This is a genomic window from Cycloclasticus pugetii PS-1 (genome assembly GCF_000384415.1).
GTDB classification, from domain to species: domain Bacteria; phylum Pseudomonadota; class Gammaproteobacteria; order Methylococcales; family Cycloclasticaceae; genus Cycloclasticus; species Cycloclasticus pugetii.
Genome location: NZ_ARVU01000001.1, coordinates 1,585,107 through 1,610,663 on the forward strand (window position 1 = coordinate 1,585,107; position 25,557 = coordinate 1,610,663).

The 25,557-nt window shown below is 41.7% G+C and carries 20 protein-coding genes; 11 read left to right on the forward strand and 9 right to left on the reverse strand.

Features of this window, described 5'->3' with window-relative positions:
• Positions 1–2 precede the first annotated feature (2 nt).
• The 8 genes from epsE to CYCPU_RS0107730 form a co-directional block, all read right to left on the reverse strand.
• Entirely contained in the window at positions 3–812 is an 810-nt protein-coding gene (gene epsE / locus CYCPU_RS0107695; protein WP_198003971.1) for a polysaccharide export protein EpsE, read from the reverse strand.
• Between the two features lie 24 nt (positions 813–836).
• Complete coding sequence (gene epsL / locus CYCPU_RS0107700) at positions 837–2,036, reverse strand: XrtB/PEP-CTERM-associated polysaccharide biosynthesis outer membrane protein EpsL (RefSeq protein WP_020162414.1); 1,200 nt, start codon at positions 2,034–2,036, stop codon at positions 837–839.
• 30 nt (positions 2,037–2,066) lie between these two features.
• A complete protein-coding gene (locus CYCPU_RS0107705) occupies positions 2,067–3,002 on the reverse strand; it encodes an EpsD family peptidyl-prolyl cis-trans isomerase (protein ID WP_020162415.1) in 936 nt (311 codons plus the stop codon).
• Positions 3,003–3,100: 98 nt separating this feature from the next.
• Positions 3,101–3,583: an FxDxF family PEP-CTERM protein gene (locus CYCPU_RS11850; protein WP_020162416.1), complete on the reverse strand. Its 483-nt coding sequence runs from the start codon at positions 3,581–3,583 to the stop codon at positions 3,101–3,103.
• A 250-nt stretch (positions 3,584–3,833) separates the two neighbouring features.
• A complete protein-coding gene (locus CYCPU_RS0107715) occupies positions 3,834–4,229 on the reverse strand; it encodes a VanZ family protein (protein ID WP_083923786.1) in 396 nt (131 codons plus the stop codon).
• A 275-nt stretch (positions 4,230–4,504) separates the two neighbouring features.
• A complete protein-coding gene (locus CYCPU_RS0107720) occupies positions 4,505–5,119 on the reverse strand; it encodes a response regulator transcription factor (RefSeq protein ID WP_198003972.1) in 615 nt (204 codons plus the stop codon).
• A gap of 56 nt (positions 5,120–5,175) precedes the next feature.
• Positions 5,176–7,521 carry a sensor histidine kinase gene (locus CYCPU_RS11855; protein WP_020162419.1) on the reverse strand — a complete coding sequence of 782 codons (2,346 nt, stop codon included), beginning with the start codon at positions 7,519–7,521 and terminating at the stop codon, positions 5,176–5,178.
• Between the two features lie 131 nt (positions 7,522–7,652).
• A complete protein-coding gene (locus CYCPU_RS0107730; RefSeq protein WP_020162420.1) occupies positions 7,653–9,020 on the reverse strand; it encodes a phosphohexomutase domain-containing protein in 1,368 nt (455 codons plus the stop codon).
• Between the two features lie 868 nt (positions 9,021–9,888).
• On the opposite strand from CYCPU_RS0107730, the gene CYCPU_RS0107735 reads away from it, so the two are divergent.
• The 7 genes from CYCPU_RS0107735 (at position 9,889) to dmpG (ending at position 19,954) form a co-directional block, all read left to right on the forward strand.
• Positions 9,889–11,268: a TolC family protein gene (locus CYCPU_RS0107735; RefSeq protein WP_026362639.1), complete on the forward strand. Its 1,380-nt coding sequence runs from the start codon at positions 9,889–9,891 to the stop codon at positions 11,266–11,268.
• Positions 11,258–12,577 (forward strand): efflux RND transporter periplasmic adaptor subunit, encoded by a 1,320-nt coding sequence (locus CYCPU_RS0107740; protein WP_020162422.1) that lies wholly within the window; start codon positions 11,258–11,260, stop codon positions 12,575–12,577. Before CYCPU_RS0107735 ends, CYCPU_RS0107740 begins: the two co-directional genes overlap by 11 nt.
• Positions 12,570–15,731: an efflux RND transporter permease subunit gene (locus tag CYCPU_RS0107745; RefSeq protein ID WP_020162423.1), complete on the forward strand. Its 3,162-nt coding sequence runs from the start codon at positions 12,570–12,572 to the stop codon at positions 15,729–15,731. Before CYCPU_RS0107740 ends, CYCPU_RS0107745 begins: the two co-directional genes overlap by 8 nt.
• Before the next feature lie 26 nt (positions 15,732–15,757).
• Positions 15,758–16,495, forward strand: coding sequence for a response regulator transcription factor (locus CYCPU_RS0107750; RefSeq protein WP_020162424.1), 738 nt, complete (start codon positions 15,758–15,760; stop codon positions 16,493–16,495).
• A 1-nt stretch (position 16,496) separates the two neighbouring features.
• On the forward strand, positions 16,497–17,777 hold the full coding sequence (locus CYCPU_RS0107755; RefSeq protein WP_020162425.1) for a sensor histidine kinase: 1,281 nt from the start codon (positions 16,497–16,499) through the stop codon (positions 17,775–17,777).
• A 192-nt stretch (positions 17,778–17,969) separates the two neighbouring features.
• Positions 17,970–18,884, forward strand: coding sequence for an acetaldehyde dehydrogenase (acetylating) (locus tag CYCPU_RS0107760; protein ID WP_015006297.1), 915 nt, complete (start codon positions 17,970–17,972; stop codon positions 18,882–18,884).
• Positions 18,884–19,954 carry a 4-hydroxy-2-oxovalerate aldolase gene (gene dmpG / locus CYCPU_RS0107765; protein ID WP_015006298.1) on the forward strand — a complete coding sequence of 357 codons (1,071 nt, stop codon included), beginning with the start codon at positions 18,884–18,886 and terminating at the stop codon, positions 19,952–19,954. The genes CYCPU_RS0107760 and dmpG overlap by 1 nt, the downstream gene beginning before the upstream one ends.
• Positions 19,955–20,044: 90 nt before the next feature.
• Here the strand turns inward: dmpG and CYCPU_RS0107770 are convergent, their stop codons facing one another.
• The gene (locus CYCPU_RS0107770; protein WP_015006299.1) at positions 20,045–20,632 is read right to left on the reverse strand and encodes a hypothetical protein; all 588 of its coding nucleotides are present in this window, start codon (positions 20,630–20,632) and stop codon (positions 20,045–20,047) included.
• A gap of 240 nt (positions 20,633–20,872) precedes the next feature.
• Here CYCPU_RS0107770 and CYCPU_RS0107775 point away from each other — a divergent pair, with 240 nt between their 5' ends.
• From CYCPU_RS0107775 to nhaD, 4 genes are all read left to right on the forward strand, one after another.
• On the forward strand, positions 20,873–22,657 hold the full coding sequence (locus CYCPU_RS0107775) for a DEAD/DEAH box helicase (RefSeq protein WP_020162426.1): 1,785 nt from the start codon (positions 20,873–20,875) through the stop codon (positions 22,655–22,657).
• 8 nt (positions 22,658–22,665) lie between these two features.
• Positions 22,666–22,872: a SlyX family protein gene (locus tag CYCPU_RS0107780; protein ID WP_015006301.1), complete on the forward strand. Its 207-nt coding sequence runs from the start codon at positions 22,666–22,668 to the stop codon at positions 22,870–22,872.
• 36 nt (positions 22,873–22,908) lie between these two features.
• Positions 22,909–23,829, forward strand: a complete 921-nt coding sequence (gene ylqF, locus CYCPU_RS0107785) for a ribosome biogenesis GTPase YlqF (protein ID WP_015006302.1) — start codon at positions 22,909–22,911, stop codon at positions 23,827–23,829.
• Between the two features lie 283 nt (positions 23,830–24,112).
• Positions 24,113–25,555, forward strand: a complete 1,443-nt coding sequence (nhaD, locus tag CYCPU_RS0107790) for a sodium:proton antiporter NhaD (protein ID WP_020162428.1) — start codon at positions 24,113–24,115, stop codon at positions 25,553–25,555.
• Positions 25,556–25,557 lie beyond the last annotated feature (2 nt).

Genomic DNA, 25,557 nt, shown 5'->3' on the forward strand with positions numbered 1-25,557 from the left:
CCTTAAAATAGGCTTTCTTTAACGTAGATGACATCATCTACCTGAACGCTTGTAGAAACTTCAACAGCTATACTTTCAAGTTGACCATCTTCTGTTTTGCGTTTTATCTGCAAGCCATTTTCTGTTCCACGTAGCGAAACACCACCACCGACTGCTAAGGCCTGAGCAACTGTCATTCCGCGTTCAAGTCGATAAGCACCTGAACGATTTACCTCACCATAGATATAAAACTTCGGCGCACGTGGCACATATATAATATCGCCCGCACCAAGCTCTAGGTTCTTAATGGTGTGCCCTGATCGAAATAAATTATCGACATCAATTTCTACGCGATGCGGCGTATCGCCTTTCGTCGTTATGACCGTTATTGAGTCCGACCCATCTGGTGCAATACCCCCTGCCAAGGCTATGAAATCAACAACTGTTTTTGCGCTGGCACTTACCGGAAACTTACCAGGAATCGCAACTCGGCCTAACACAGATACTTGCACGCTGGTAAATTGCGTGACCAGTATATTAACTTGTGGCTGCCTTAAAAACCCCATATTTTCGAGCTGTTTGGCAATTAACTTCTCCGCTTCTGGTACTGCCTTATTAGATACATTCACTTCACCTATTAAGGGGAAATTAATCGTACCTGAATCGGTCACACGGGTTTCGGTCGTCAAGTCGGGGTTGCCATAGACTGTAATTCGCAAAGCATCGCCTGATCCCAACGGATTGTCGGCTGCAAATAATAGGTTTGAAAAAGACAATACGACGATAAACAGTATTTTTTTCATGGGTGATTTCTTGCTTGGTTGATCGTTCATTAATTTTAATACTTCGTTGTTTGCTTACATTTTAATCATGGCGCTGATGCTGATCATTTGCGCATCAAAATCGCTTTGTGCTTGCGATGAATCGCGACTCTCATCGCTATAACTGGCCATCAAATCGACGCGTTGGTGAGGCTTATAGCTTAAGCTTAGCCGATATGAGTCGTTCTGTTCACGCGACTGTGGGCGAGTGATGAGTAAGAAGCCTGGGTCATCTAAATCCTTTTGTTTTTCTGTTCGGTACATACCACTTAACGTTAACTTGGCGGTAGGCGCCCAATTGGCAGAGAGACTCATTCCTTCATTTTCACTTACACTGGCTAACAAATCGTCACGAGGTTCAGTTTGCTTAAACAGTGAAACGTCTAATTGCGTTTTGACCGAGGGCACCCATGTATAGTTAATTCGACTATTAATCGCGTCATAATCACGCTGTGGCAAATGATCATGTGTTCTTTCTACATACCCACTTTGCATTCTAATACGGCTTTTTGAACTGTATCGCCAATCAAAGATACCTAATACCGACCCCTGGTCATAACCATTGTCTACCGTGCTGGTATTATTAAAAATTCGATTGGGGTAACGCCCATTTTTTTTTGACAGCTCCATGCCCACCCGACTTCCTTTTGGCGTAAGGTAATACAAATTCACTTTTATTGTATCACTTTCAGTATCACCATTTTGTTGAATCAACTCACTGTATTCAAGGCTATATTCAGAGTATGCCAAACCTATTTGCCAGCGAGGATGAAACAACCAATCAACCTCGATGAATGTACGTTGTTGATCGCGCAAGTTCCCTGTAACACCTCTAACATCAGCAAAGCTAGCCAATGAACGGCTGTATGTTTGACCTAGAACGCCACTTAAGTGGTTACCAAGCTGCCAATTCCACCGCGCATTTACATCACGCCCTTGGTAGTTCAACGTATCAAATCGGCTAAAAGTATTCTCATTCATTTCTACCGATATGAGAAACCGTTGGCGGCTATATTCCCAATCAACATCTATACCCGTGGCTACCGTTTTAACTGTGTCCGAACGCTCATCTTTACCCATTAAACTGGCAAGATCAACCTCATCATCAATTCTTAATAAATTAGAATCATGTAAGTACGTGGTGGATACATAAGGACTAAACGTGTCTCCCTGTAGTGCAACAGCACTCCCTGGATATGCCGTTACCAACAAACAAAAAACAATTACTCTACTCACAAGGAAAATCTATCGGTACGTCAACTATGGCTACTTTAGCCCTTCTAGTCCCTTCTCAAGATGTGACTTAACTTTCATGTCAGACGCCACATCTGCCTGCGGCACGCTCTCCGTTACAGCAGTCTCCAGGTTTTGCTTAAAATCACCCATGTATTTAATAATGGCTTGACTTCTCAAGGCTGCTATTTTTTGTTTTAGCTGCTCTTTCTGCAACTGAGTCGTTAAGTGATTCTCTATAGCTTGGGAAGCAAACTCAAGGCTCACGGGTTGCTCAACAATATCAATTAATTCAATTACCAACAATCCATCAGCCATTTTCAAAAAACCTACATCACCTTTTTTTAATACGCTGAGTGGTTTTAATAAAGTAGCTGGAATACTTTCTGACGTTTTGGCATTTAGAATAACTTTATAGTCAACACCTTGCTCGCTTAACCAGTCTGTATATTCTGACATCGTTTCAATTTGTTTTACCTTCTCAACAAGCAAGGCCTGGTCATTACCTTCAGAAGACAACGTGAGCTGCTGATAGCGAAATAGCTTTCGATCGGCAAATAATTCTGGGTTTGATGAATAATAGGCGCTGATTTGATTATCAGAAACTACTGGGGGCTGCGTTGCTGAACGTTGCAGATAAGCATCCGTTAAGACCTTACGTTTGGCGGCTTCTATCGCTTGCATTACAACAGGGTCACGATCAAGCTTAGCTTTTTTAGCCTCTTGAACTAAGATAGATTGATTGATTAAGTTATCTAGGACACTGGTCATCACTTTGTCTTGATCAAGATGATTCGCGCGATTACCCATTGACATTAATACTTGATTTAGCTGATGCACAGTAATTTCTTCATTATTAACCTTAGCGGCCACCTGAGTTTTGCTGGTGCTATTCGTTTCAGTGCCGCAACCGACCATTAACAAAAAGGCTACCATTACAAGGGATAAATAAATATTACGAGGCTTCATAAAGCTTGCATCCTGCATTAAAAACATGCGATAAGCATATCATAAATAAAAAAAAAGGCACGACCATGTCGTGCCTTCCTAGGTGAGTGTTTTTAACCTTAAATAAGGTTACGACGTCTGTATGACATAAAACCAACCAAACCAAACCCGGCCAGCATTAAAGACAAAGTACTTGCTTCAGGCACAGGCGCGGCAATTGCTGAGAAAGTGTACATACCACCATCACTTCCCGTGGCAGTACCAGATACTTCGGCGGTATAAGCACCGGCAGACAGCATTAAACTTTGATAGTCTCCAGTCAATAACTCAGCTCCGCTATTATAAATCTTTAATGTTAAACCACTGATTGCAAGTATGTCATTTTCCCAAAGCGCTAAATTATGACTAGTGATATTTGAAGCACCTGAAGCCTGAATAGCGATAGTAAATTCATACACATCAGAAAACGAACCAATGGCAACCGGCACGGTGTTAACATAAGGAGTTTCTGTTAATATCCCAATATCATAAGTTGTTGAATAAGCACTTGTAGCGAAAAGCATCATCAACATCGAAATAATAAGATTGCGCATACTTTTCATTTATTAATTCCTTTTATTTAGGTAAGTATGCAAATCATACATTTGGAAAGAACAACTTTACATAGGGGTTCCCCCTATTTTCACACCTATTCTTGCATTTACTGCCATAAGGTGTAATAAAAAGGCACGAACAACACCAACGATAGTGTGATTGCTTCAGGAACAGACTTTCTATAAACAATATCATCAAGGCTGACCTCATAAATAAAACCTATAAGCTTGTTGAAAATGGACTGATATGAGAATCCCCTTATTTTAATTTCTTTTTGAAAGCCTCGAGAAAAATAAGCATCAATAAAATAGCGAGTACATCAACACCAAGGTCCGTTAGATCAGATGAACGCCCTGGCAAATAACGTTGGTGCCATTCATCTAAAACGGCGATACTGGACGCAATGATAAGAACAAGCACTTCTCGCCGCATACCCAATGAACACCAAAGCAAAAGCGTTAATACACTAAAGAACCCTGCATGCACAAACTTATCGATGGGTGTAGGGAATAGACCCACTGCAATGGATTGTGCCCCCACAATAAACAAGCTTGAAACCAGAATGAGCGCGATTAACAATAACGCTGCTCTCACCCATCGTTTTGCCAAGCGAGTCTTTAGTCTTGATGTCAAAATATTATTACATCCACTCATGTAGCATTTTCTAGATTAATAGGCCTTATTGCCTTTAAATACCACGACAACTGTTCTAAAAACTGTCTATACATCTAGATAAACGAACCAATACTGCAACAATCTAAGTCATATTTAATGCGTTCATCAGGAATATTTTCCCTTATTACGGCAGAAGTTACTAGAATAGCAACTGGATGCTTTAGCAATGAAGATATGGGCAGATTACCCTGGGCCAAATGAGGTAGTGACGTAGACATAAAGGTGACCCTTCCTTATTATTTTGGTTAATAAATCTAAAGGGCTTCTGCTTGCATTTGTATTGCGAACATTAGTAAAGCATTACCATCTGATAATTCAAGTTTTCGACGAATATTAGCTCGATGCGCTTCAATTGTTTTAACACTACGGTTATTGAGCTTAGCAATATCACCGGTCGTTTTTCCTTGACCCAATAACTGCAAGACCTCAAACTCACTTGCTGTGAGCTTATCTATCAGCGTAGCCTTAGTTTTAGTATTTTCAAGCCGCTGCCTGATAACATCACTAACCACCACCTCACCCTGCATAATCGATCGGATACTACTAATGACAGTTTCTGATGCTTCTTGTTTCATAATATAGCCTTTCGCACCAGAATGTATCGCACGTTCAGCGTAGAGTATTTCATCATGCATGGAAATAACTAATGTGGCTAGATCTGGCTGATGTATTCGGATAGATTTTAACAACTCAAAACCAGACGGGCCGTTGAGCGATATATCAATCAAAGCAATATCAATTTCATTGCCATATTGTTTTAAGATAGAGACCGCAGCGGCAACGCTATTAGCATCATGCGATACACTCATATCCGGCTGACTATCAATTAACATGCCCATACCTTGCCTGACAATATTATGATCATCCACAAGCATAACCCTTATCCCAACTTCCTTCATGTCCATATCCTCAGGTTAATTTTTTGCTAAGTTAACGTTACCTTCACCTCAAAACCTCCTTTTATCGAGTTAAGAAACGTCAAGTCTGCTTTTATGAGACTTGATCGGTAATGCATCGACTGCAATCCTATCCCGTCGATTGTACCATTACGATATTGCTCGAGGTCAAAGCCGTTACCGTTGTCTATTATCGACAAGATGATTCCATCAGGCTGCTGCAATAGCGAAATGATAATTTCTGTTGCTTCCCCGTGACGAACCGCATTGTTTGCTGCCTCCTGAGCAATACGATATAAATTAAGTGCCGTTATCTGATCCTCAACTAGAACAGTTTTGTTTGATTTATACCGGCATTCTATTGAGGAGGTTGCTGTTATATTTTTTGCTAGCCTTTCTAAGGCAGCACTTAAGCCATTGGATTCAAGCTCTATGGGGAATAAACCTCGCGCCAGGCCTCGAATATCCCCAATAATCTCATTAATATTTTCCGTTAATCTTGTAGCCTGTGGAGCTAAATCAGACTTTGTGTGATTTAATTGCTGCTCTATAAGTTTGGTGAGAAAAGACACGCCTACTAATTTCTGCCCTACACCGTCATGTAATTCTTGCCCAATAACCCGCTGCTGATTGTCAGTCATCGCAACGACTTCAGCTTCTAATTCCCTATGTTGAGTAACATCTCGTCCTAACCCAATCACACCATAAGTATTACCGTCATTATCCTTTAATGGTGCTTTAATCAGATCGAGTAATATTTTACGCTTATCGGAATGACTGACCCAAATTTCTTCCCTAACAAGTGTTGATCGCTCCGTTAGTATTTTGTTATCCATCTCTGCTAGAATAGTACGGTTGTTAGGCCCAAAAACATATTGATTACTATTACCAATAATTTCATCTTTTTGTACACTGGCAAAACGCTCAAAAGCTCCATTACATAAGGTGAATGCGCCTTGATTATCATTAACAAAGATTAGGTCTGGGTTAGCATCGATTATCGAACGTAATAAAGCCCGCTCATTTTCCGTCTCCCGCCTTTTTTCTGCCAACGCTTCTTCAATACGTTTACGCACTGTCAGCAGTGAACACTGGTAAGCAGCTCGCTGATGACGTTGAAGGTCTGCCAACTGAAACCGTGTGGAGGATCTATAAAAAATACACAGCACCCCTAACGGTTGTCGAAATAAATTACGAATGGGCACAACATTTGCCCCACCCCATGATGATAAGTCTTCTTCAAATACAGACCAAAGCTCCTTGTTTTCAAGTGAGCTCATCATCTCTCCGCTTTCCAAACAACGAACGATAGGCGAGTGCTCGTCATCTAAGTTGACTTTTTCTAAATCAAAGATCAATTCATCAGGCAACCCTGAATGCGCGATAAAATTCAGCTCCGTTGAACCTTCATTTAGAAGCAATACTGCGCTATAACACCCCGGCTCATCATCGACCACGTCATCACACTGCAATTGTAATAATTCCTGTAGCGATAACGATGAAACGGATAATACTTCATGCATGCGACTGCTCGCTGCTTTCCATTCCGCTTGTTCTCGTTGAACATTACTCGCTGCAACAGCTAAACCTGTGATCGATAAGCTGATGATAAATGCCCACAAATCAGTCGGCACCTGATATTCGTTTTCAGCAAAAAATCCAACACCTATCAAGTGACTACTAAAAGCAGACATAAAGATTAAAAAAACACCCGCATGCACAGCACTAAAACCGACATACAAAGCGCCCCATACAACCAATGGGAAAAACAATACGGGGGAAATATGACCTAACGGTTCAATAAACAATATGTTTGTAAAAATCAAAACACAAGCCATTACAATTGCGGACATCCATGCTAAATAACGCTGATTATGTTTCGTGTTTGTATATTTTTTATCTGCCCACAATAACAGTGGAGGTACAAGTAACATTACGCCTAGGGCATTACCCATTAACCAATAAATAGCACTATAGATGAATTGTTCAGAAACTATATCACCTAAATACAACCAAACGACGCCATTCACGGCTGAAAAAAGTGGACCAATAACTGCCCCCCAAAGCATTAAAATCATTAGGCTTTGTGGCGTTTCAATATTCTTCTTAAATCGATGTAAAATCGCCATTCCCCACCAAGAAATCAAAGCTGCGCCAGTTGCGCTAATGATCATGCCGGGAATAACCCCTAGCGGCGTAGATATTAATAACTCATCAGCGAGCGCACCTAATACAATTGCAGGGAGTATTTTGGGGCCATAAATTAATATTGCTGCGAGTGCCACACCCGATGCAAGGGAGGCTAGCGTGACAGCATAATGAGCAAGTTCAAATATGTGCCCTAACTGCGCTGTAAATAAATACGCTAGGGCCACAAAAAAAACAACTCCTATAGGAATCTTAGGGTAAGACAAATTCAACCGTGAGCTCTCAAGTTTTACTCTCCATAAATAACAGGATTAACTTTTTCCACCTGGATATCAAAAAATTATGAGCGTAACAGCTTTCAAAGTAACGCCAAAATTTCTTTTGTTTTCTCATCCATTAAAGAAACATCACCTCTTGATTCTACATTTAACCGCACAACAGGTTCTGTATTTGAACGCCTTAAGTTAAAGCGCCAATTGTCAAATTCTAAGCCAATGCCATCGGTTTCATCTATTTTATTTGCGTCTTCTTTAAATGCCTCTAATACGCGTTTCATTGATGCATCAGGGTCGGCTAGTTTGCTGTTAATTTCACCCGATGATGGAAAGGCGGATATTCTTTCTGAGACAAGCTCTGATAGCTTTTTGTTTTTTGCACTTAATAAGCCAATAACAAGCAACCAAGGGATCATGCCGCTATCGCAGTAGGCGAAGTCTTTAAAGTAATGGTGTGCACTCATCTCACCGCCGTACACAGCATCTTCTTTTCGCATGCGCTCTTTTATGAAGGCATGACCTGTTTTACTCATAATAGCCTCACCACCTGCTGATTCGACAATATCAATGGTATTCCATGTTAAGCGCGGGTCATAAATAATTTTTGCACCCGGGTTGTTGACTAAAAAGGCATCCGCTAGTAAACCAACGATGTAATAGCCTTCTATAAATTCTCCATTTTCATCAAATAGAAAACAGCGGTCAAAATCACCATCCCAAGCTATTCCCAAATCCGCACCATGTTCTTTTACTGCATTAGCGGTTGCTGGACGGTTTTCAATTAATAAGGGGTTGGGGATGCCGTTTGGAAATGTGCCGTCTGGCTCATGATGTACTTTGATGAATTCAATTGGAATAGAGGCGGCGTTAAAACGTTGTTCAATCGCATCAACCACATGCCCTGCTGCGCCGTTACCGGCATTAACGACTAATTTAAGTGGCCTTAATTTTTCTGCTTGCACATAACCAAGCAAGTGCTTTACATAAGCATCCAGCGTAGACATTTCTTGTGTGCTGCCTCTTAAGGAATATTCTACGGGTGGGAAATTATTTTCTTCTGCCATGCGTTGAATATCTTTTAAACCCGTATCACCACTGATTGGTTTTGAGTCTTCACGCACTAGCTTCATTCCGTTGTAGTCAATGGGGTTATGGCTCGCGGTTACTTCAACACCACCATCAACGCCCAAATACTTGGTGGCAAAATATATCTCTTCTATACCGACCATCCCTATGTCAATAATATCGACTCCCGCATCTTTCAACCCATTTGCAACCGCCTGCTTAAGTGCCGGGCTTGTTTCGCGAATATCACCACCGACAACCACTTTCTTTGCATTCAAGAATGTACCGAATGCTCTGCCAATTCGATACGCAATGTCTTCATTCAGCTCTTCACCGAGTTGGCCACGAATATCGTAGGCTTTAAAACACGTTAATTTATTCGTCATTACAAGTCCTTTTGATTACCAATGAAAATTACAGCGTTTCTTACTTATCTAACTGCAGCGCGCAGACTAACCCATAAAAACAAGTTATTCACCTTTTCCTCATACAAATCGTTAGAGAATATGGGAAGATAATACAACCATACAAATATTGTCGTCAGGTTGGAGCATAGTTAGAATCCAAAAAATCATTAAATAAGGTATATTAAGTATCTAAGCCTTCTCACAGGAAGCAAAGGGGAAAACTAGGTGATATTTGGCTTTAGTAACACCAGAAGTAACACTGATATTATTTTAAACCGCCTATCTTGTTATATTTCAAATGGTTAAAACATTAATTCAATTCCCGCCACCCCAATTACCAGTCTAATACAGACCGAGAAAGTCCAAGAAACCCTGCTATGTAGCAGGGTTTCTTGCATCTAGCACCCCAACCCACCCACTCGATCTATTCGCATCACATCTCAAATGGGGCAACATTAGGGGCAACAAGTCTTATCGAAATTGAGTTGCCCCCATATACCATTGACCAGCATAAAAATTAAAAATCCTAAGCCGCGTATAAAACCTGGCGGAAGCACAACAACAAAAATTTGCCGTTTTTCAGGTAAAAAAGGCTTACACCTTGAGGTTGGTCTGAATAGCTGTCGAAAACTTTACTAAACTGCCGCTTGTGCAAAATCCGGCTGCATTCCAACACCTCAATGCTCTAGTATAAACGCCTCTCCACATCTCTTTTTCGCCCTTCCCTCACCCCTACAACCTGCTAAATAAGCCTGAGTTTTCTCTTTAAGTTCACTCTTAACCCTGCCTTAACCCTACTTTTGGCATACTAAACTCAAGAAAACTTTAAAACATGGGAGTGTTTTATATGAATAGAGTGATTCAATCGCTCGGCCTATTCGCAGTGTCTTTGGTATTAAACGCATGTGCGAACTTAGGTAATAAACAGCTTAGCGAATCGGCTCTGAATACAACGGGGCAAATGGTGACATGGCAAGCACAGGATGCTACTGCCGAAGATGTCAGCCAATTAACAGACCTAGTCGATATTCAGGCAATACCAAACCTTACGAATTTTATTCAAGAGGCATTAAACAATAATGCCAATTTACAACAAACATTAATGACGTTACGAACGGCTCAGGTTGCTATCGATGTCGCAGAAGCGGACCAAAATGTTAATTTAAGTGCCGGAAGCAGTGCTAATAAAACAAAGAATGAGAATTCTGGCTATAGCAACAACCTTAATATCAGCTGGGAGCTGGACTTATGGCAAAAGATCAGCAATGGTGTCAGCGCTGCTAACTTTCAGGCAGCAAGTGCTGAAGCTGCTTACCAATCAGCTCGCGACAGCTTGGTGGCCAATGTTTTACGTGAATATATTAATATTTTAAGCCAGCAACAGTTATTGAATATAGAACGCGCTCGGCTAACAGTATTTGAAAATAATGAAACGGTTATTTTAAACCGTTACCGCACCGGCTTGGGCTCATTAGATGATTTGGATACGGCCAGAACAAGCAGTGCCACCATACAGGCAACACTTGCTCAATATGAATATAACTTAGCAACGGCTAGGCGTACACTTGCGGTGTTGTTAGGTCGACAAGATCAAAGCCTAACCGAGCTAGATCAATCCTTTAGTTTTCCTGATGTACTGCTCCCTTTAGCGAACCTACCTAAGCAAAATCTATCGCGTAGACCAGATTTACAAGCGGCTTATTACACACTCAAAGCGTCTGAATTTGAGGTTGATGTTGCTTATAAAGCTTTATTGCCCAGTATTAACCTTTCAGCGGCATTAACCGATAGTGCTAGTTCTGCTACTGACGCCTTATTTACTAATCCATTATGGAGTTTACTTGGGCAGATGACGGCGCCGTTGTTTCAAGGTGGAGCACTACGCGCGCAGGTGGAAATAGAAAAACTAGCCTCTGTGAACGCTTGGTGGCTATATCAAGAGTTGCTATTAAACGCGGTACAAGAAACACAAAACGCACTAGACAATGAACGGGCATTAACTGAAAGAAAAAAATATACCAGCATGGCCATTGATAATGCCGAACGAAGCGTTAAAACCATTGAGGGTCAATATCGTCAAGGACTGGCTAACATTCTTGATTTAGTGTCGGTGTACAACAGCCGATTCGACTTACAAAGCCAGCTCATTCAGCTGCAAGCATCACAACTTCAAAATCGTATTAACTTAGGCCTAGCACTAGGCCTTGGAGTGCCCTATGAAAAATAAAAAACTTTTTGTCAGTTTAATTGCACTAGCAACTATTGTTATCGCCATCACTTATACCCTGATGAATATGGACGCTGGAAAAGCAAACAAGCCTCGGGGCAATCAGCCGGTAAATAAGGACAATAGCCGTGTTGAAGTTGATAGAAGCACAACTTCTGCCAAGCCGCCGCGAAACTTGCCAGCGCAAACCGAAAAGGATCGCAATAACAACGCTAGCGAAACCGAAGCTGATGCAACTAAAAGAAACAGTGATAACTCTCAAGCGCAAGTTGGTGTTTATAAAGTGTCTGCCGCTAGTTATCATGCCGTTGTAAAAGGCTATGGCGAAGTTCAACCCGTTGACAGCTTAAGCTTAATCGCTCAAGTAAATGGACAAATCGATAAAATAGCCGCTAACTTTAAAACCGGTGCTTTAATAAAAGCAGGTGAAACACTGGCGTTTATTAACAAGACGCCCTACTTAAAAGCCTTAGCAAGTGCTCAGTCAGACTATCAAGCAGCCGTTGTATCGTTGGAAGAAGAACGTTTACTAGGCATACAAGCACGTGATGAATGGAATCGTTCAGGTCTAGATGGTGACCCTGCGTCAGATCTGGTTTTAAGAACACCACAATTAAAAGCTGCTCAGGCGGCATTAGAAAAAGCTCGGCAAAGCGTGGCATCGGCAACACGTGATGTAGCGTTAACTGAGGTTACAGCACCCTTTGATGCACTGGTTATTAGCCGAGAGGTATCACCCGGTAGTTATATTCAAACTGGAGGGGCTGTCGCAAAACTATATTCTGTCGATAGTGCCGAAATAGCCATTGGTTTATCGCCTAGTCAATGGACATTGCTACCCAGCTATACCTCGCAAGCTGAACTAGACTGGCCGGTTACCTTATTGGATGCTTCAACAAATATTCAGTGGCAGGCCAATGTATCTCGTGTAGAACTTCATCAAGATATGACCACCCGACAACGAAATGCGATTGTTAGTTTAAACAAGCCACTTACCCAACAACCCCCACTACTATTGGGTAGTTTTGTTAGTGCTCAAATACAAGGCATTAAGCTAGATAATATTTGGAAAATACCCGCTTCAGCTGTCTCTCAAAAACAAGAAGTCTGGTTTATTTCACCGAGCAACAACACCTTGCAAAAGTTTACCCCAAACGTGTTATTTGAAAATAAAGGTTTTGCATTTATCAGCCCATACCAACAACTTAATAGTGCGCTCATCGTTTCACGGCCCTTAAACAGCTATTTGGCCAACACTCGGGTGCAGGCTGTTATTGAAGCAACGACGGGAGAATCAAATAATGACTGAGCATAAGGGCATTATTGCTTGGTTTACTCAAAACCCTGTTGCAGCCAATTTACTGATGGTTAGTTTAATCGTTCTTGGTTTGGTCTCCATGAATGACATTCGAAAAGAAGCCTTTCCGAGTATGGAGCCTCGCTTTATTACCATCTCTATGGTCTACGATAGTGGTGACGCAGAACAAGCCGAAGAAGGCATTGCAATAAAAATTGAAAATGCCCTAGAAGCCCTACCAGGTATCAAACGGATTACCTCAACTTCTCATGCCAACGGCTCAACGGTGCTAGTTGAAAAAGAAACCGAATATGACCTCGATGTGCTTTTTACTGACATTAAGGCCGAAGTAGACAGTATTTATAATTTCCCATCCGATGCAGAAAAACCTGTTATAGAAAAAGCCCGCCGTCAACAACACGCCATTTGGGTGCAACTTTATGGCGATGTAGACCACAGCACCTTGCAATATTTAGGTGAACAACTTGAACGTGACTTGCTTGCAAAGTCTGAGATCAGAGACGTCAATGCCAGTAGCTTTATTGACCCTATGATCTCCGTTGAAATCGACGAAGCCAAATTACAGGCTTACGGTTTATCCCTTTCTTCGGTGTCGGAGGTTATTAACCAAGAGTCTAATACCGCACTAACCACCAGCTTGCGCAACAAAGAAAAAGTCATTCGCTTAAAAGCATCAGAACAAGCCTACTACGCCAAAGACTTTGCTGATATTCCGCTGATTACCCATTCAACTGGCGTGGTACTGACGGTTGGCGATATAGCCAAAGTGACTGATATATTCGCCGATGACAGCTACAAACTATCGCGCTACAACGGCAAAAATGGTTATGGCATTCAAGTGATGATGGATGAATACGGTGACATCACTAGCATGGTAAAGCAAGCCCATGAAGTGGTTGAAACATGGCATCAAAAAGGCTTGTTACCTGAAGACGTTGAACTGGAAACTTGGTACGACAAAAGCATCATGATCACCGAGCGTTTAAGCCTGCTAACCAATAATGCTTTAATGGGAGTGGCGCTGGTTTTTATAACCCTCGCGTTATTCCTAAATTTACGTGTCGCTTTTTGGGTTGCAGCCGGTTTGCCGTTCATCTTCTTCGGCACCTTGTACTTCATGACCGGCAACTATACCGACATGACATTAAATGAAATGACCACCTTTGGCTTTATTATGGCATTAGGTATTGTCGTGGATGATGCAGTTGTTATAGGCGAAAGTGTTTACTCTACGAGAAAAAAGCATGGCGACACCGTGGATAACACCATACTGGGCACCCATAAAGTTGCTATACCGACGTTATTTGGTGTGCTAACAACGGTCGCCACGTTTTTTGCCTTATCTAATGTGTCGGGTGGTTTAGGTACCTTGTATTCACAATTCGGCACGGTTGTTACCCTGTGTTTATTGTTATCGGTGGTTGAGTCAAAACTAATTTTACCGGCGCATTTAGCCCATTTGCCCACCAAACAGCAAACAAAAACCGGCTTAGCAGGCATCTGGAATAAAATACAAACAGCCGCTGACAATGGCTTACAGTGGTTTAACTATCGAGTATACAAACGGCTGCTTAAGCTTACTGTTGCGTATCGTTATGCGGCCACTCTATTTTTTATTGCTGTTTTTATTATCGTCATCAGCTTGCCGCTTACCGGTGCGGTACGTGTTAGCTTCTTCCCCAGCATGCAAGGTGATACCGTCACAGCCAATATGGCTTTGCACAGTGACGCGAGTTTTGGTCAAAATGAAAAAAACCTATTAACGCTTGAGCAAGCAGTATTGGAAGCTGATAAACAATTATTACAAGAAAAGAATAAATCAGGAACTGGCATTGGTAGTTTGCAAATATTGGCAAATGGCGACCAAAGTGGCAGCCTCACTATTTCGCTAGATGAAGCCAAGCCCTATTCTTTAGATGAGCTATCCGCACGCTGGAACCAACTAGCGGGAAATTTAGAAGGCGTAAAAAGTTTAAAAATTCGCTCTCGTCGTGAAATGGTGGAAGGCTTTAAAGTTGAGCTTAAAAGCATTAATGAAGATACTCTGACGGCGGTGAACAACGCCTTCATAGAAAAGCTATCTGAAATCGATGGTGTGTATGCCATCGAAAGCTCTTTAACGCCAGGCGAAGCGATGATGCGTTTTGAACTAACGCCACAAGGACGCGCCATGGGGATGGATACCAGAAGCCTGTCCCAACAGTTGCTAAAAGCATTTGGCGGTGAAGTTGTTCAACGTTACCTGCGTGATAAAAATGAAGTTAAAGTGAGGGTGCGTTACCCAGAAAAAGACCGAATGAATCCCTCTGATGTATTAACAACGCAAGTACGGTTGACCGATGGCACGGTTGTTCCTTTGAGTGTTGTTGCCAGCATTATTCCCGATGTACAACAAAAACAGGTGGTGCGCATTAACGGGCTACGAGCACTCACTGTAAGCGCATCGGTTGACGGCGATCTGATTACTTCTACTGAACTGGTCAACCACCTAAACGAAAGTTTTGCTTCTCAGCTGGAACGACAATATCAGGATTTATCCTTGTATTTTGCCGGAGAAGCCGAAGAGCAAGCCGAAACACAAAGCTCAATGCAAAGCGTATTTATTCTCGCTTTATTGTCTATTTTTGCGCTGTTAGCTATTCCATTAAAATCATATGTACAGCCATTAATAATAATGACAGCCATCCCCTTTGGAATAGTTGGCGCCATTATTGGTCATTGGTCTAACGGGCTCATGTTGAGCTTATTATCACTCAATGGCGTCTTGGCGTTAAGCGGTGTCGTGGTGAATGATAGTTTATTGCTGGTTTCGCGTTTTAATACCTTACGTCAAGAAGGTTTAGCGATAGAAGCCGCTGTTATCGAAGCATGTACAAGTCGTTTGCGCGCTGTACTGCTCACCTCTATCACCACATTTGCAGGCTTATACCCAATATTGGGCGAAACATCGATGCAGGCACAATTTTTAATCCCAGCGGCGGCATCACTGGGCTATGGTATTTTATTTGCCACGTTTATCACGCTTTTATTAACCCCCGCTTTATTGTTAATTTACGATGATATCTCTGGCGTCTTTAACCGTGCGTTATCTAACCAGCCGTTAAGCAAAATGAAGCTGCCAACTACAGAAAATAACCAGAGCTAGATCGATCAATGCATATTGGAGAGCAGATGATACGAGTATTATTGGTAGAAGATAATTTAGGCCTTGCAGGCAATATTATTGACTATTTAGAGTTGGAAGACATGGCCTGCGATCATGTCGCTAACGGTATTGCCGCTTTGAACTTAATGAATGCACAAAGATTCGACGTTATCATCCTTGATATCAACCTTCCAAAAATGGATGGGTTTCGTGTCTGCGAACATGTAAGAAATCAAGGTGATGACACCCCTATCATCATGCTAACTGCCAGAGACAAGCTAGAAAGTAAACTAGAAGGCTTTCAAATGGGTGCCGATGATTACTTAGTGAAACCTTTTGAGATGGCTGAGTTAGTCGCCCGCGTGATCACACTGTCGACACGACGTTCTGGACAAATAAGAAAACTCCAATTTGGTAATGTTTCTTTAGATCTAAAAGCACAAATCGCCTCTGTTAACGAGAGCCTTTTAAAGCTCAGCCCAACCACCTTTAAAATCCTTCAAGTACTACTTCGTGAACAAGGTAATGCCGTCAGTCGCCAGCGCCTTATCGATGCCGTTTGGAAAGATGAAGCGCCCGAAAGTAATACCTTAAAGGTGCATATTCATAACCTACGAAAATTACTGGCTCAAGGCGGCTCTAATATAGAGGTAAAAGCACTTCCAAACGCTAGTTTCTGTATTGCTTTAACAAGCACCCCATCCTCAAAGGTTGCAGACGATAATGACATTGAGCAAACCGATAACAAGCAGGAGCGCAGATAGTATGGTGAATGATTTACGACTTAGTTTACGCCGTTATATTTTGTGGTCATTATTTAGCCTTGCGGCCATTTTGATCATTCTTTTTTCAATTCAAAACAGTGATAGTTTTTTTGATGGCATGGACGGCATGCTAAAAAGAACCATGATTCGTGTTGCTGAAAGGGCTGAATTAGATACAAGCGGTAGTGCAAAAATTCTTGATTTTTACATTTCAGATCAATACAACAAGTTACCTGAAAAAATTCGCTCAAGCTTTAAACCCACCGACTTTCAGCCATACGTATTGTTAAAAAACATTAACAAACCGAATTGGTTTAAAAGACCAGAATCTGCACAGTTTGCCTTGCTGGCACGCTTACCAAATGGCGATATTCGCTATGTATCACAAGCTTTTGAGGCCCCACCCACTCGTCAAACCAGACCTTTTCATATCAATCGCATTATCTATAACATACTGCTTGGCCTAATTGCTCTGGCTTCTTTTGCGCTTGCTTTGCAGTTTCTTATGCGCAGCGTCACAAGGCCAGTAGAAAAGCTTCAACAATGGGCCGCTAAGCTTGACGAGAAACAACTCGACTCACCCATTCCTTCATTTAAATATAAAGAACTAGATGCCCTTGCACATATTATTCATAACAGTTTGCAAGATGTTCGCACGACGTTATACCGCGAAAGAGAGTTTGTTAACCATGCCAGCCATGAATTACGCACCCCTATTGCCGTTATTCGCAGCAGCAGTGAACTTTTGCAAAGAGTTGTCGATCCTGAAAATATTAAAGGCAATAATGCCATTGCTCGCATTGATCACGCCTCAAAAACGATGGCCGATTTAACCGAAACACTGTTATGGCTAGGAAGGGATACAAATGAAACCCTGCCGCTAAACGCCATCAATATTAAGTCAATGATAGAACAGATCAGTGAAAATTTAATGTACCTACTGTCAGGTAAAGAAGTCACCGTTAACTGTCATTTAGAAAACTGTGAGCTAACTTTGCCTAAAACAGCCACTGAAATAATCATAGGGAATATCATCCGTAATGCATACCAACATACTTATTGTGGCTCGGTAGAGATAAACCTTAATAGTCAAATACTTACTGTTATAAATAAAGAAAAAAGTAGCCCACGTGCACCCAACTATATTGAAAAAGAAAATCTAGATGATGGCTATGGTATAGGTATTAAACTGATCGATAAATTAGCGACTAAATTGGGCTGGTCTTATCAACATCGAGCGTTGAATAACGGTTATCAAGTGGTTCTTTCGCTCAGCGATTAAGCAACTTAAAGTAAGCTTCGTGTCTGCCAAAAATAAGCCACTAAAACTGCCCAAACCCTCACAGCTACAAAAACCTAGTTTTTTAAAGACACGAATAGTAGAATCTTACTTTTAATTTTGGTTATTTAGTTAACATTAAATCTTCATAACCAAGCTTCATAGCGAATACCTCTCCACAAAAAAAGGACAATCATGGAAAAAATCAAGTGCGCATTGATTGGATCTGGCAATATTGGCACAGATCTTATCTATAAAATTCAAAGAAGCCCTTATCTTGAACCTGTTTGGATGGTAGGTATTGATCCAAAGTCTGAAGGTTTGCTCCGCGCTAAAAATATGGGCCTCAAGGTAACCTCTGATGGTGTCGATGGTTTATTACCTCATGTGCTTGAGGACAATATTCAAATAGCCTTTGATGCAACCAGTGCCTATGTTCACGCTGAAAACAGCCGTAAACTTAATGAGCTTGGCGTGTTAATGATTGATTTAACACCAGCCGCTATTGGCCCCTTATGTGTCCCACCCGTTAACTTAAGCCAGCATACTGAAAAGCTTGAAATGAACGTAAATATGATTTCATGTGCAGGGCAAGCCACTATTCCTATTATCAGCGCGGTATCAGGCATTCAATCTGTTGAGTATGCAGAGATTGTGGCCAGCCTTGCTTCAAAGTCTGTTGGCATTGGTACTCGTGAAAACCTTGACGAGTTCACCTATACAACCTCCGGCGCTATTGAAACGGTTGGCGGTGCTCGTAAAGGCAAAGCCTTAGCTATTATTAACCCTGCTGAGCCGCCACTTATTATGCGTAATACTATTTACTGTATTACCGATGATAAACCACAGGAAGACAAGATCGTTGAGTCCATCCTAAATATGATTGAAGAAGTTAAAAAGTACGTCCCAGGCTACAAACTTATTAATGGGCCTATTTTTGATGGCAATAAAATTTCTGTGTTTATGGAAGTTGAAGGGCTTGGTGACTATTTACCCAAATACGCTGGCAACCTTGATGTAATGACTGCTGCTGCCACTAGAACGGCAGAGATGTTCGCGGAAGAAATTCAAAATGGAACAATAACTCTTAAACCTGTGGAGGCTGCGTAATGTCAGAGTCAACAACCGAAAAACTAAGCTCATTAGATGGCCGCAAAGTTATTTTACATGACATGTGCCTGCGTGATGGCATGCATGCCAAGGGTGAACAAATTTCTGTTGAAGAAATGGTTCGCGTTGCAACCGCATTAGATGATGCAAACGTTCCATACATTCAAGTCACACATGGTGCAGGGCTGGGTGGTAATTCATTGCAGCATGGCTTTTCAATGGCCACTAATGAAGAATACATTTCTGCCGTCGCCCCTTTAATGAAGCAAGCTATTGTGTCGGTTTTGCTGATTCCTGGAATGGGCACGATGAAGGAACTTCAATCCGCTTATGATGCTGGCGCACGTAGTGTTCATGTCGCCACGCATTGCACGGAAGCAAACACATCACCTCAACACATCGCTTTTGCTCGCAAATTGGGCATGGATACTACCGGCTTTTTAATGATGGCCCATTTAAATACTGCTAAAGGCCTTGCCGAACAAGCAGCATTGATGGAGTCTTATGGTGCACAAACTGTTTACCTAACCGACTCGGCTGGTTATATGTTGCCTGAAGATGTTACGCGCTGTATTTCAGCCTTACGTGATACGTTAAAACCTGAAACAGAAATTGGCTTTCATGGTCATCACAACCTTGGAATGGGCATTGCAAACTCTATTGCAGCTATTGAAGCAGGCGCTAGCCGAATTGATGGATCAGCAGCCGGTTTGGGTGCTGGCGCAGGCAATACACCATTAGAAGTTTTTGCCGCTGTGTGTGAGCGCATGGGCATCGAAACAGGTGTTGATTTATTTAAGCTCATGGATCTGTCAGAAAATATTATTCTGCCATTAATGGATCATGTTATTCGTGTTGATAGAGAGTCATTAACCTTAGGTTATGCTGGTGTTTACTCAACTTTCTTATTGCATGCAAAACGTGCAGCTGAACGCTTTGGTATTCCTGCTCGAGATATTCTCGTTGAACTGGGCAGAAAGAAAATGATTGCAGGCCAAGAAGATATGATTGTTGATACGGCGATGACAATGGCTAAACAACGAGGCATAGAAATTACTACCAGCGTGTAAGAAACAACGCTAGGAACAGTATAAAAAAAGCCTTGCCATTAACATGGCAAGGCTTTTTTATTAGTTAATATAAAACTAAATTTAAAATACTTAAACGCCTAAAGCATCTCTGGCCAACGAACTGCCCGACCCTTGCAATGGCCCTAATGGGTTTTTGCGTGACTTTTCAGAATCTAGAAACGGCACGCCACTCCAAATTTTATAAACAGCTACGCCATTATCTAACACAATCAGCGCATCAAAACGCCAACCCGTTTCTATTGTTTTACGCTTAAAGCCCAACAAATCATTAAACACGCTACCCACGCGTTTTCTTTTAATAATACCCGGATGCGCCTCATAGGCAATACAGGCCTCTTGCTTCATCAAACAATTTCTAACACTTACTGGTAGGTGCTCCAATTTAACAGAATTAGTTGGCATAAATTTTTGCAGAATATCTAAGTACGACAGTATTTTTACATTTGGTGTTGAGTAAGGATTAAAACCCAATTGCTGTAACTCTTCGATTGTTGTTTGGTTAAGAATAATTTTATCGTATGCAGACATGGCCTGTTTGAAGCTATTCCAAGGCGATTTAGTCACATCTTCTGTTCTAGGAAGCGGGCTGCCGCAGGCTGTTAGGAAGAAAAAAACCAATAAACAAAGCAATAAACGATGCTCTCTCCCATTTTCCATTTTGCTAACCCTTTTTTTATTTGAATTTTATTAACTGCTTACCTTAAAGAATAGCTGATTCTTATTAATTTGCGCATCCTTTAAGCGCTTAATTCATCAACAAAATGGGTGATTACTGCTCTTGTTCGGTTAATCTCCAATTTTTAAGCATAAAAGTTTATAATAACCACTTTATCTCTGATAGAAGGTTTAGATGAATGCAATCTAACACCCCGACTATCCCAATTGAAGGCTCTAAAAATGACATCCCAACCTACCTTAGGCTTCGCTGACTTAGCGTTGTCTACTCCTGTAATGGACGCTCTAAAACGCATCGGTTACGAACAACCCTCTCCTATTCAAGCTGAAGCAATACCACATTTGCTAGATGGCCATGATTTAATTGGTACAGCACAAACAGGTACTGGTAAAACAGCCGCATTTGCTTTACCCCTTTTATCAAAAATTGACTTAACAGTCAGCGGCCCGCAAGTATTAGTGCTAGCACCCACACGTGAACTAGCCATTCAAGTTGCTGAGGCATTTAAAACCTATGCTAGCTCAATGAAGGGCTTCAATGTGTTGCCAATTTATGGCGGCCAAGCGATGGATACCCAATTAAGGCAACTGCGCCGCGGCGTACACGTTGTTGTTGGTACACCAGGCCGTGTAATGGATCATTTACGCCGTAAGACGTTAAAACTAGATAACCTAAAAACCATCGTCTTAGATGAGGGCGATGAAATGCTAAGAATGGGTTTTATTGAAGATGTAGAGTGGATTTTAGAACAAACACCAGAGCAACGACAGGTTGCCCTATTCTCTGCAACCATGCCTGCCCCCATTCGACGTGTTGCCGACAAATATCTAAACTCACCAAAAGTCGTTAAAATTATTTCTAAAACATCAACCGTTGAACGCATTGAGCAACGTTTTTGGATGGTTAGCGGCTTACATAAACTAGATGCTTTAACGCGAATCCTTGAGGTTGAAGACTTTGACGGCATTATTATGTTTGTCCGCACAAAAGCATTGACCGTAGAGTTAGCTGAAAAACTCGAAGCCCGTGGCTATTCCGCCTCGGCTATTAATGGTGATATGACCCAAGCGCTTCGTGAACGAACCATTGGTCAATTGAAAAAAGGTCAAATTGACATTCTGGTTGCCACCGATGTCGCGGCCCGCGGCATCGATGTTGCCCGTATCAGCCATGTTGTGAACTATGACATCCCTTATGATACAGAAGCCTATGTCCACCGTATTGGGCGTACTGGTCGCGCAGGTAGAACAGGCAAGGCGATTTTATTTGTTGCACCACGCGAACGTCGCCTACTACGTGCTATTGAAAACGCTACCCGTCAGCCAATCAAACCCATGGAGTTACCAACTCGCCAACAAGTTAATGAAAAACGAGCTAACGACTTTAAAGCAACACTGACACAAGTGATGTCGAATAAGAAATTAGATTTTTTCCACCAGCTTATTCAGTCCTATATAGAAGAACACGATGCTGACCCGATTCAACTAGCAGGGGCATTGGCCTATTTGGCTCAAAAAGACAAACCATTGATGCTTGAGGAATCCTCTAAAAAATCATCAGCCAAAGAAGGGAAAAGCCCTCGTCAAGACGCCTCAATTAAAGGTGAAAGAAGAAGCAAATCATTGCGCCCAGATAAAGATGATTTACCCAAAAGTAAACGTGGCAACCCCAAAGTGCCGATGGACAACTACCGCATTGAAGTTGGAAAAAACCACAATGTTATGCCGGGTGATATTGTTGGCGCCATTGCCAACGAAGCAGATGTTGAACCAAGACACATCGGCCATATAGAGCTCAATGAAGACCACAGTTATATTGAATTGCCCGTTGGCATGCCAAAAATTGTTTTTCAAAGCCTGAAAAAAATTCGCGTTCGAAATCAGCCGCTTAATATCGAGCGAACCGATCATGTAGCAAAGCCTGCCGCAACCTCGGCGAAACCCGCTAAAGGTAAGAAAAAAACGTACACTAAAAAACCTAAAAAGAAAAAAACCAAGTCGTTTTAAACTTAAGTATGGACGAAAGAATTACAGAGCTTGAAATAAAAGTGGCATATCAAGAAGACACGATCCAACAATTGGATCGTGTTCTTTGTCAGCAGCAAGATCAAATAGACTCGCTCAAAAAACAAATCAAAGAGCTAACAAACCGCTCTCAAGACACATCCACGGACACGAAAAGCCTATTTTCCGCCTTGGATGAAGTTCCGCCACATTATTAGAAACAACCGATACTCAACTAACAGATAAACCTAATCATGAGCATAAACTGGTATCCAGGGCATATGCATAAAGCCCAAAAGGAGATTAAACAGCGCCTCCCCGAGGTGGATATGTTTATTGAAGTATTAGACGCAAGGATTCCATACAGTAGCGAAAACCCCATGCTGGCTAGTATTCGTGCTGATAAGCCTTGTATTAAAATTCTAAACAAAACGGATTTAGCTCAAGCTGATAAAACAAAAGCTTGGCAGGAATACTTAGAACGCAACAAAAACACAAAGACACTGGCATTAAACTTAAATCAACCGAATAAAAGTGAACAAATATTCTCACTTTGCCAAAAACTAGTACCAAACAAAGGTACAAAAATATCCCCTATTACCTGTCTTATTACAGGTATTCCTAATGTTGGAAAATCTACATTAATCAACACATTAGCAGGAAGAACCATTGCCAAAACGGGCAATGAACCCGCCGTCACTCAAACACAACAACGGATTGACCTAGGCAATAATATAATCTTATTTGACACCCCCGGCCTACTTTGGCCAAAAGTAGAAAACGAAGACAGCGGCTATCGTTTAGCCATCACAGGGGCCATCAAAGATACGGCTATTGAATATGATGATATCGCTTATTATGCCGCTGAGTATTTTCTAAAAGAACACTCCGATGCCTTAATGGAACGCTACTCGCTAGATGAGCCACCAAAAAATGAAACTGCCCTACTTGAATCCATCGGTAAAAAAAGGGGAGCTTTAGTCTCTGGAGGTCGTGTCAACCTCAATAAGGCTTCTGCTATTTTTATTCATGATTATCGAAGTGGAACCTTAGGCAACATCACACTTGAAACACCTAAAATGATTGAGCTTGAGATCGCTAAAACTGAAAAAATACTAGCCGAAAAAGCTGCACTAAAAGCCGCTCGAAAAAAGAATTGGAAAAATAAAAAATAATAGCTGATCTTAGTTCCATCTAATAACGCTTGTTAGATTAGTGCGCATGTTTTTCATTTCTTGCAGTTAACCCATATCCACCTATTTATAATGCCCTTTCAATGGCCGTTTGCGCCTATTACACAGGCTCAAAAACAAACCTGCCTACGTCGCCTGATCAGGTCGGGCACAATTAAATTCAGAGTCACATTTGCTAATTAAGGTTTGCGATCCAGTAGTCTGTCAATGATATAATATGCCTTTCATATCTATCCCACCCACCTGTATTACACCTAAGGAATCAATGAACTTATCTACACGCTTTGCTTACCTACTATTTATATTTTTTCTACCCACCATAGCGTTTGCTAGTAATACCAGCGAAACAAGTCATCTTGATCTAACCGACAATATAATTGGCTATTTAGCCCTTGGCGTATTTGCTATTGCCTACCTATTAGTTATTTTTGAAGAACAGCTTCATTTACCCAAATCGAAGCCTGTTCTTTTAGCAGCAGGCATCATCTGGATCATGATTGCCATTGCTTACCAACAACATGGTTTTGATGACTCAGCTGAAATTGCAATACGACATAACTTTCTTGAGTACGCAGAGCTATTTTTCTTTCTCCTAGTCGCCATGACCTACATAAACGCCATGATAGAACGAGGTGTGTTCGATGCGTTAAGAGGTTGGTTAGTTGAGAAAAACTTTAGTTATAAATCGTTGTTTTGGCTTTTAGGGATACTCGCTTTCTTTATATCCCCAATAGCTGACAACTTAACCACCGCGCTTATTATGTGCACAGTTGCCTTGACGGTTGGTACCAAAGAACCAAAATTTGTGGCCATTTCATGTATTGCTATCGTTGTTGCAGCAAACGCTGGAGGTGCCTTTAGCCCGTTTGGCGATATTACAACTCTGATGGTTTGGCAAAAAGGACTTGTTCGTTTTACCGAGTTTTTCACCTTATTTTTGCCGTCTTTTGTTAACTACCTCGTGCCTGCGGCCATCATGCATTTTTTCATTCCAAGCGGCTCCCCCGACAAAGTTGACGGCGAACAACTTGTAATGCATCGCGGAGGAATAGTTATTGTCGTCCTATTCTTATTAACCATTCTAACGGCTGTGAGCTTCCACAACTTTCTTCATTTACCCCCTGCTATTGGCATGATGACCGGTTTGGCGTATTTAAAGTTTTTTGGCTACTACCTCAAAAGAACCTATCGTTTTAGCGGCAACCCCACAGAAGACCGATTTAACGAGGGCATGGAAGCGAGAAATACTGACTATACTCGTGATAAAGACTTTGATGTCTTTAAAAAAGTGGCTGGCGCAGAATGGGACACCTTATTCTTCTTCTACGGCGTTATTATGGCTGTCGGTGGATTAGGCTTTATTGGTTATCTAGGCATGATTTCTGAAACGATGTATGGTGAGCTAGGACCAACGGTTGCCAATGTCATCGTAGGCGTACTCTCGGCTATTGTCGATAATATCCCTGTTATGTTTGCGGTACTCACGATGAACCCAGATATGTCACATGGCCAATGGCTGTTAGTCACTCTTACAGCTGGTGTTGGTGGTAGCTTGCTGTCCATTGGCTCGGCTGCAGGTGTAGCTTTAATGGGGCAGGCTCGTGGCATTTACACGTTTGCTTCTCACCTTAAATGGACACCGATTATCGCGTTAGGCTATATAGCCAGTATCTATGTTCACCTATGGGTTAATGCGTCACACTTTTAACC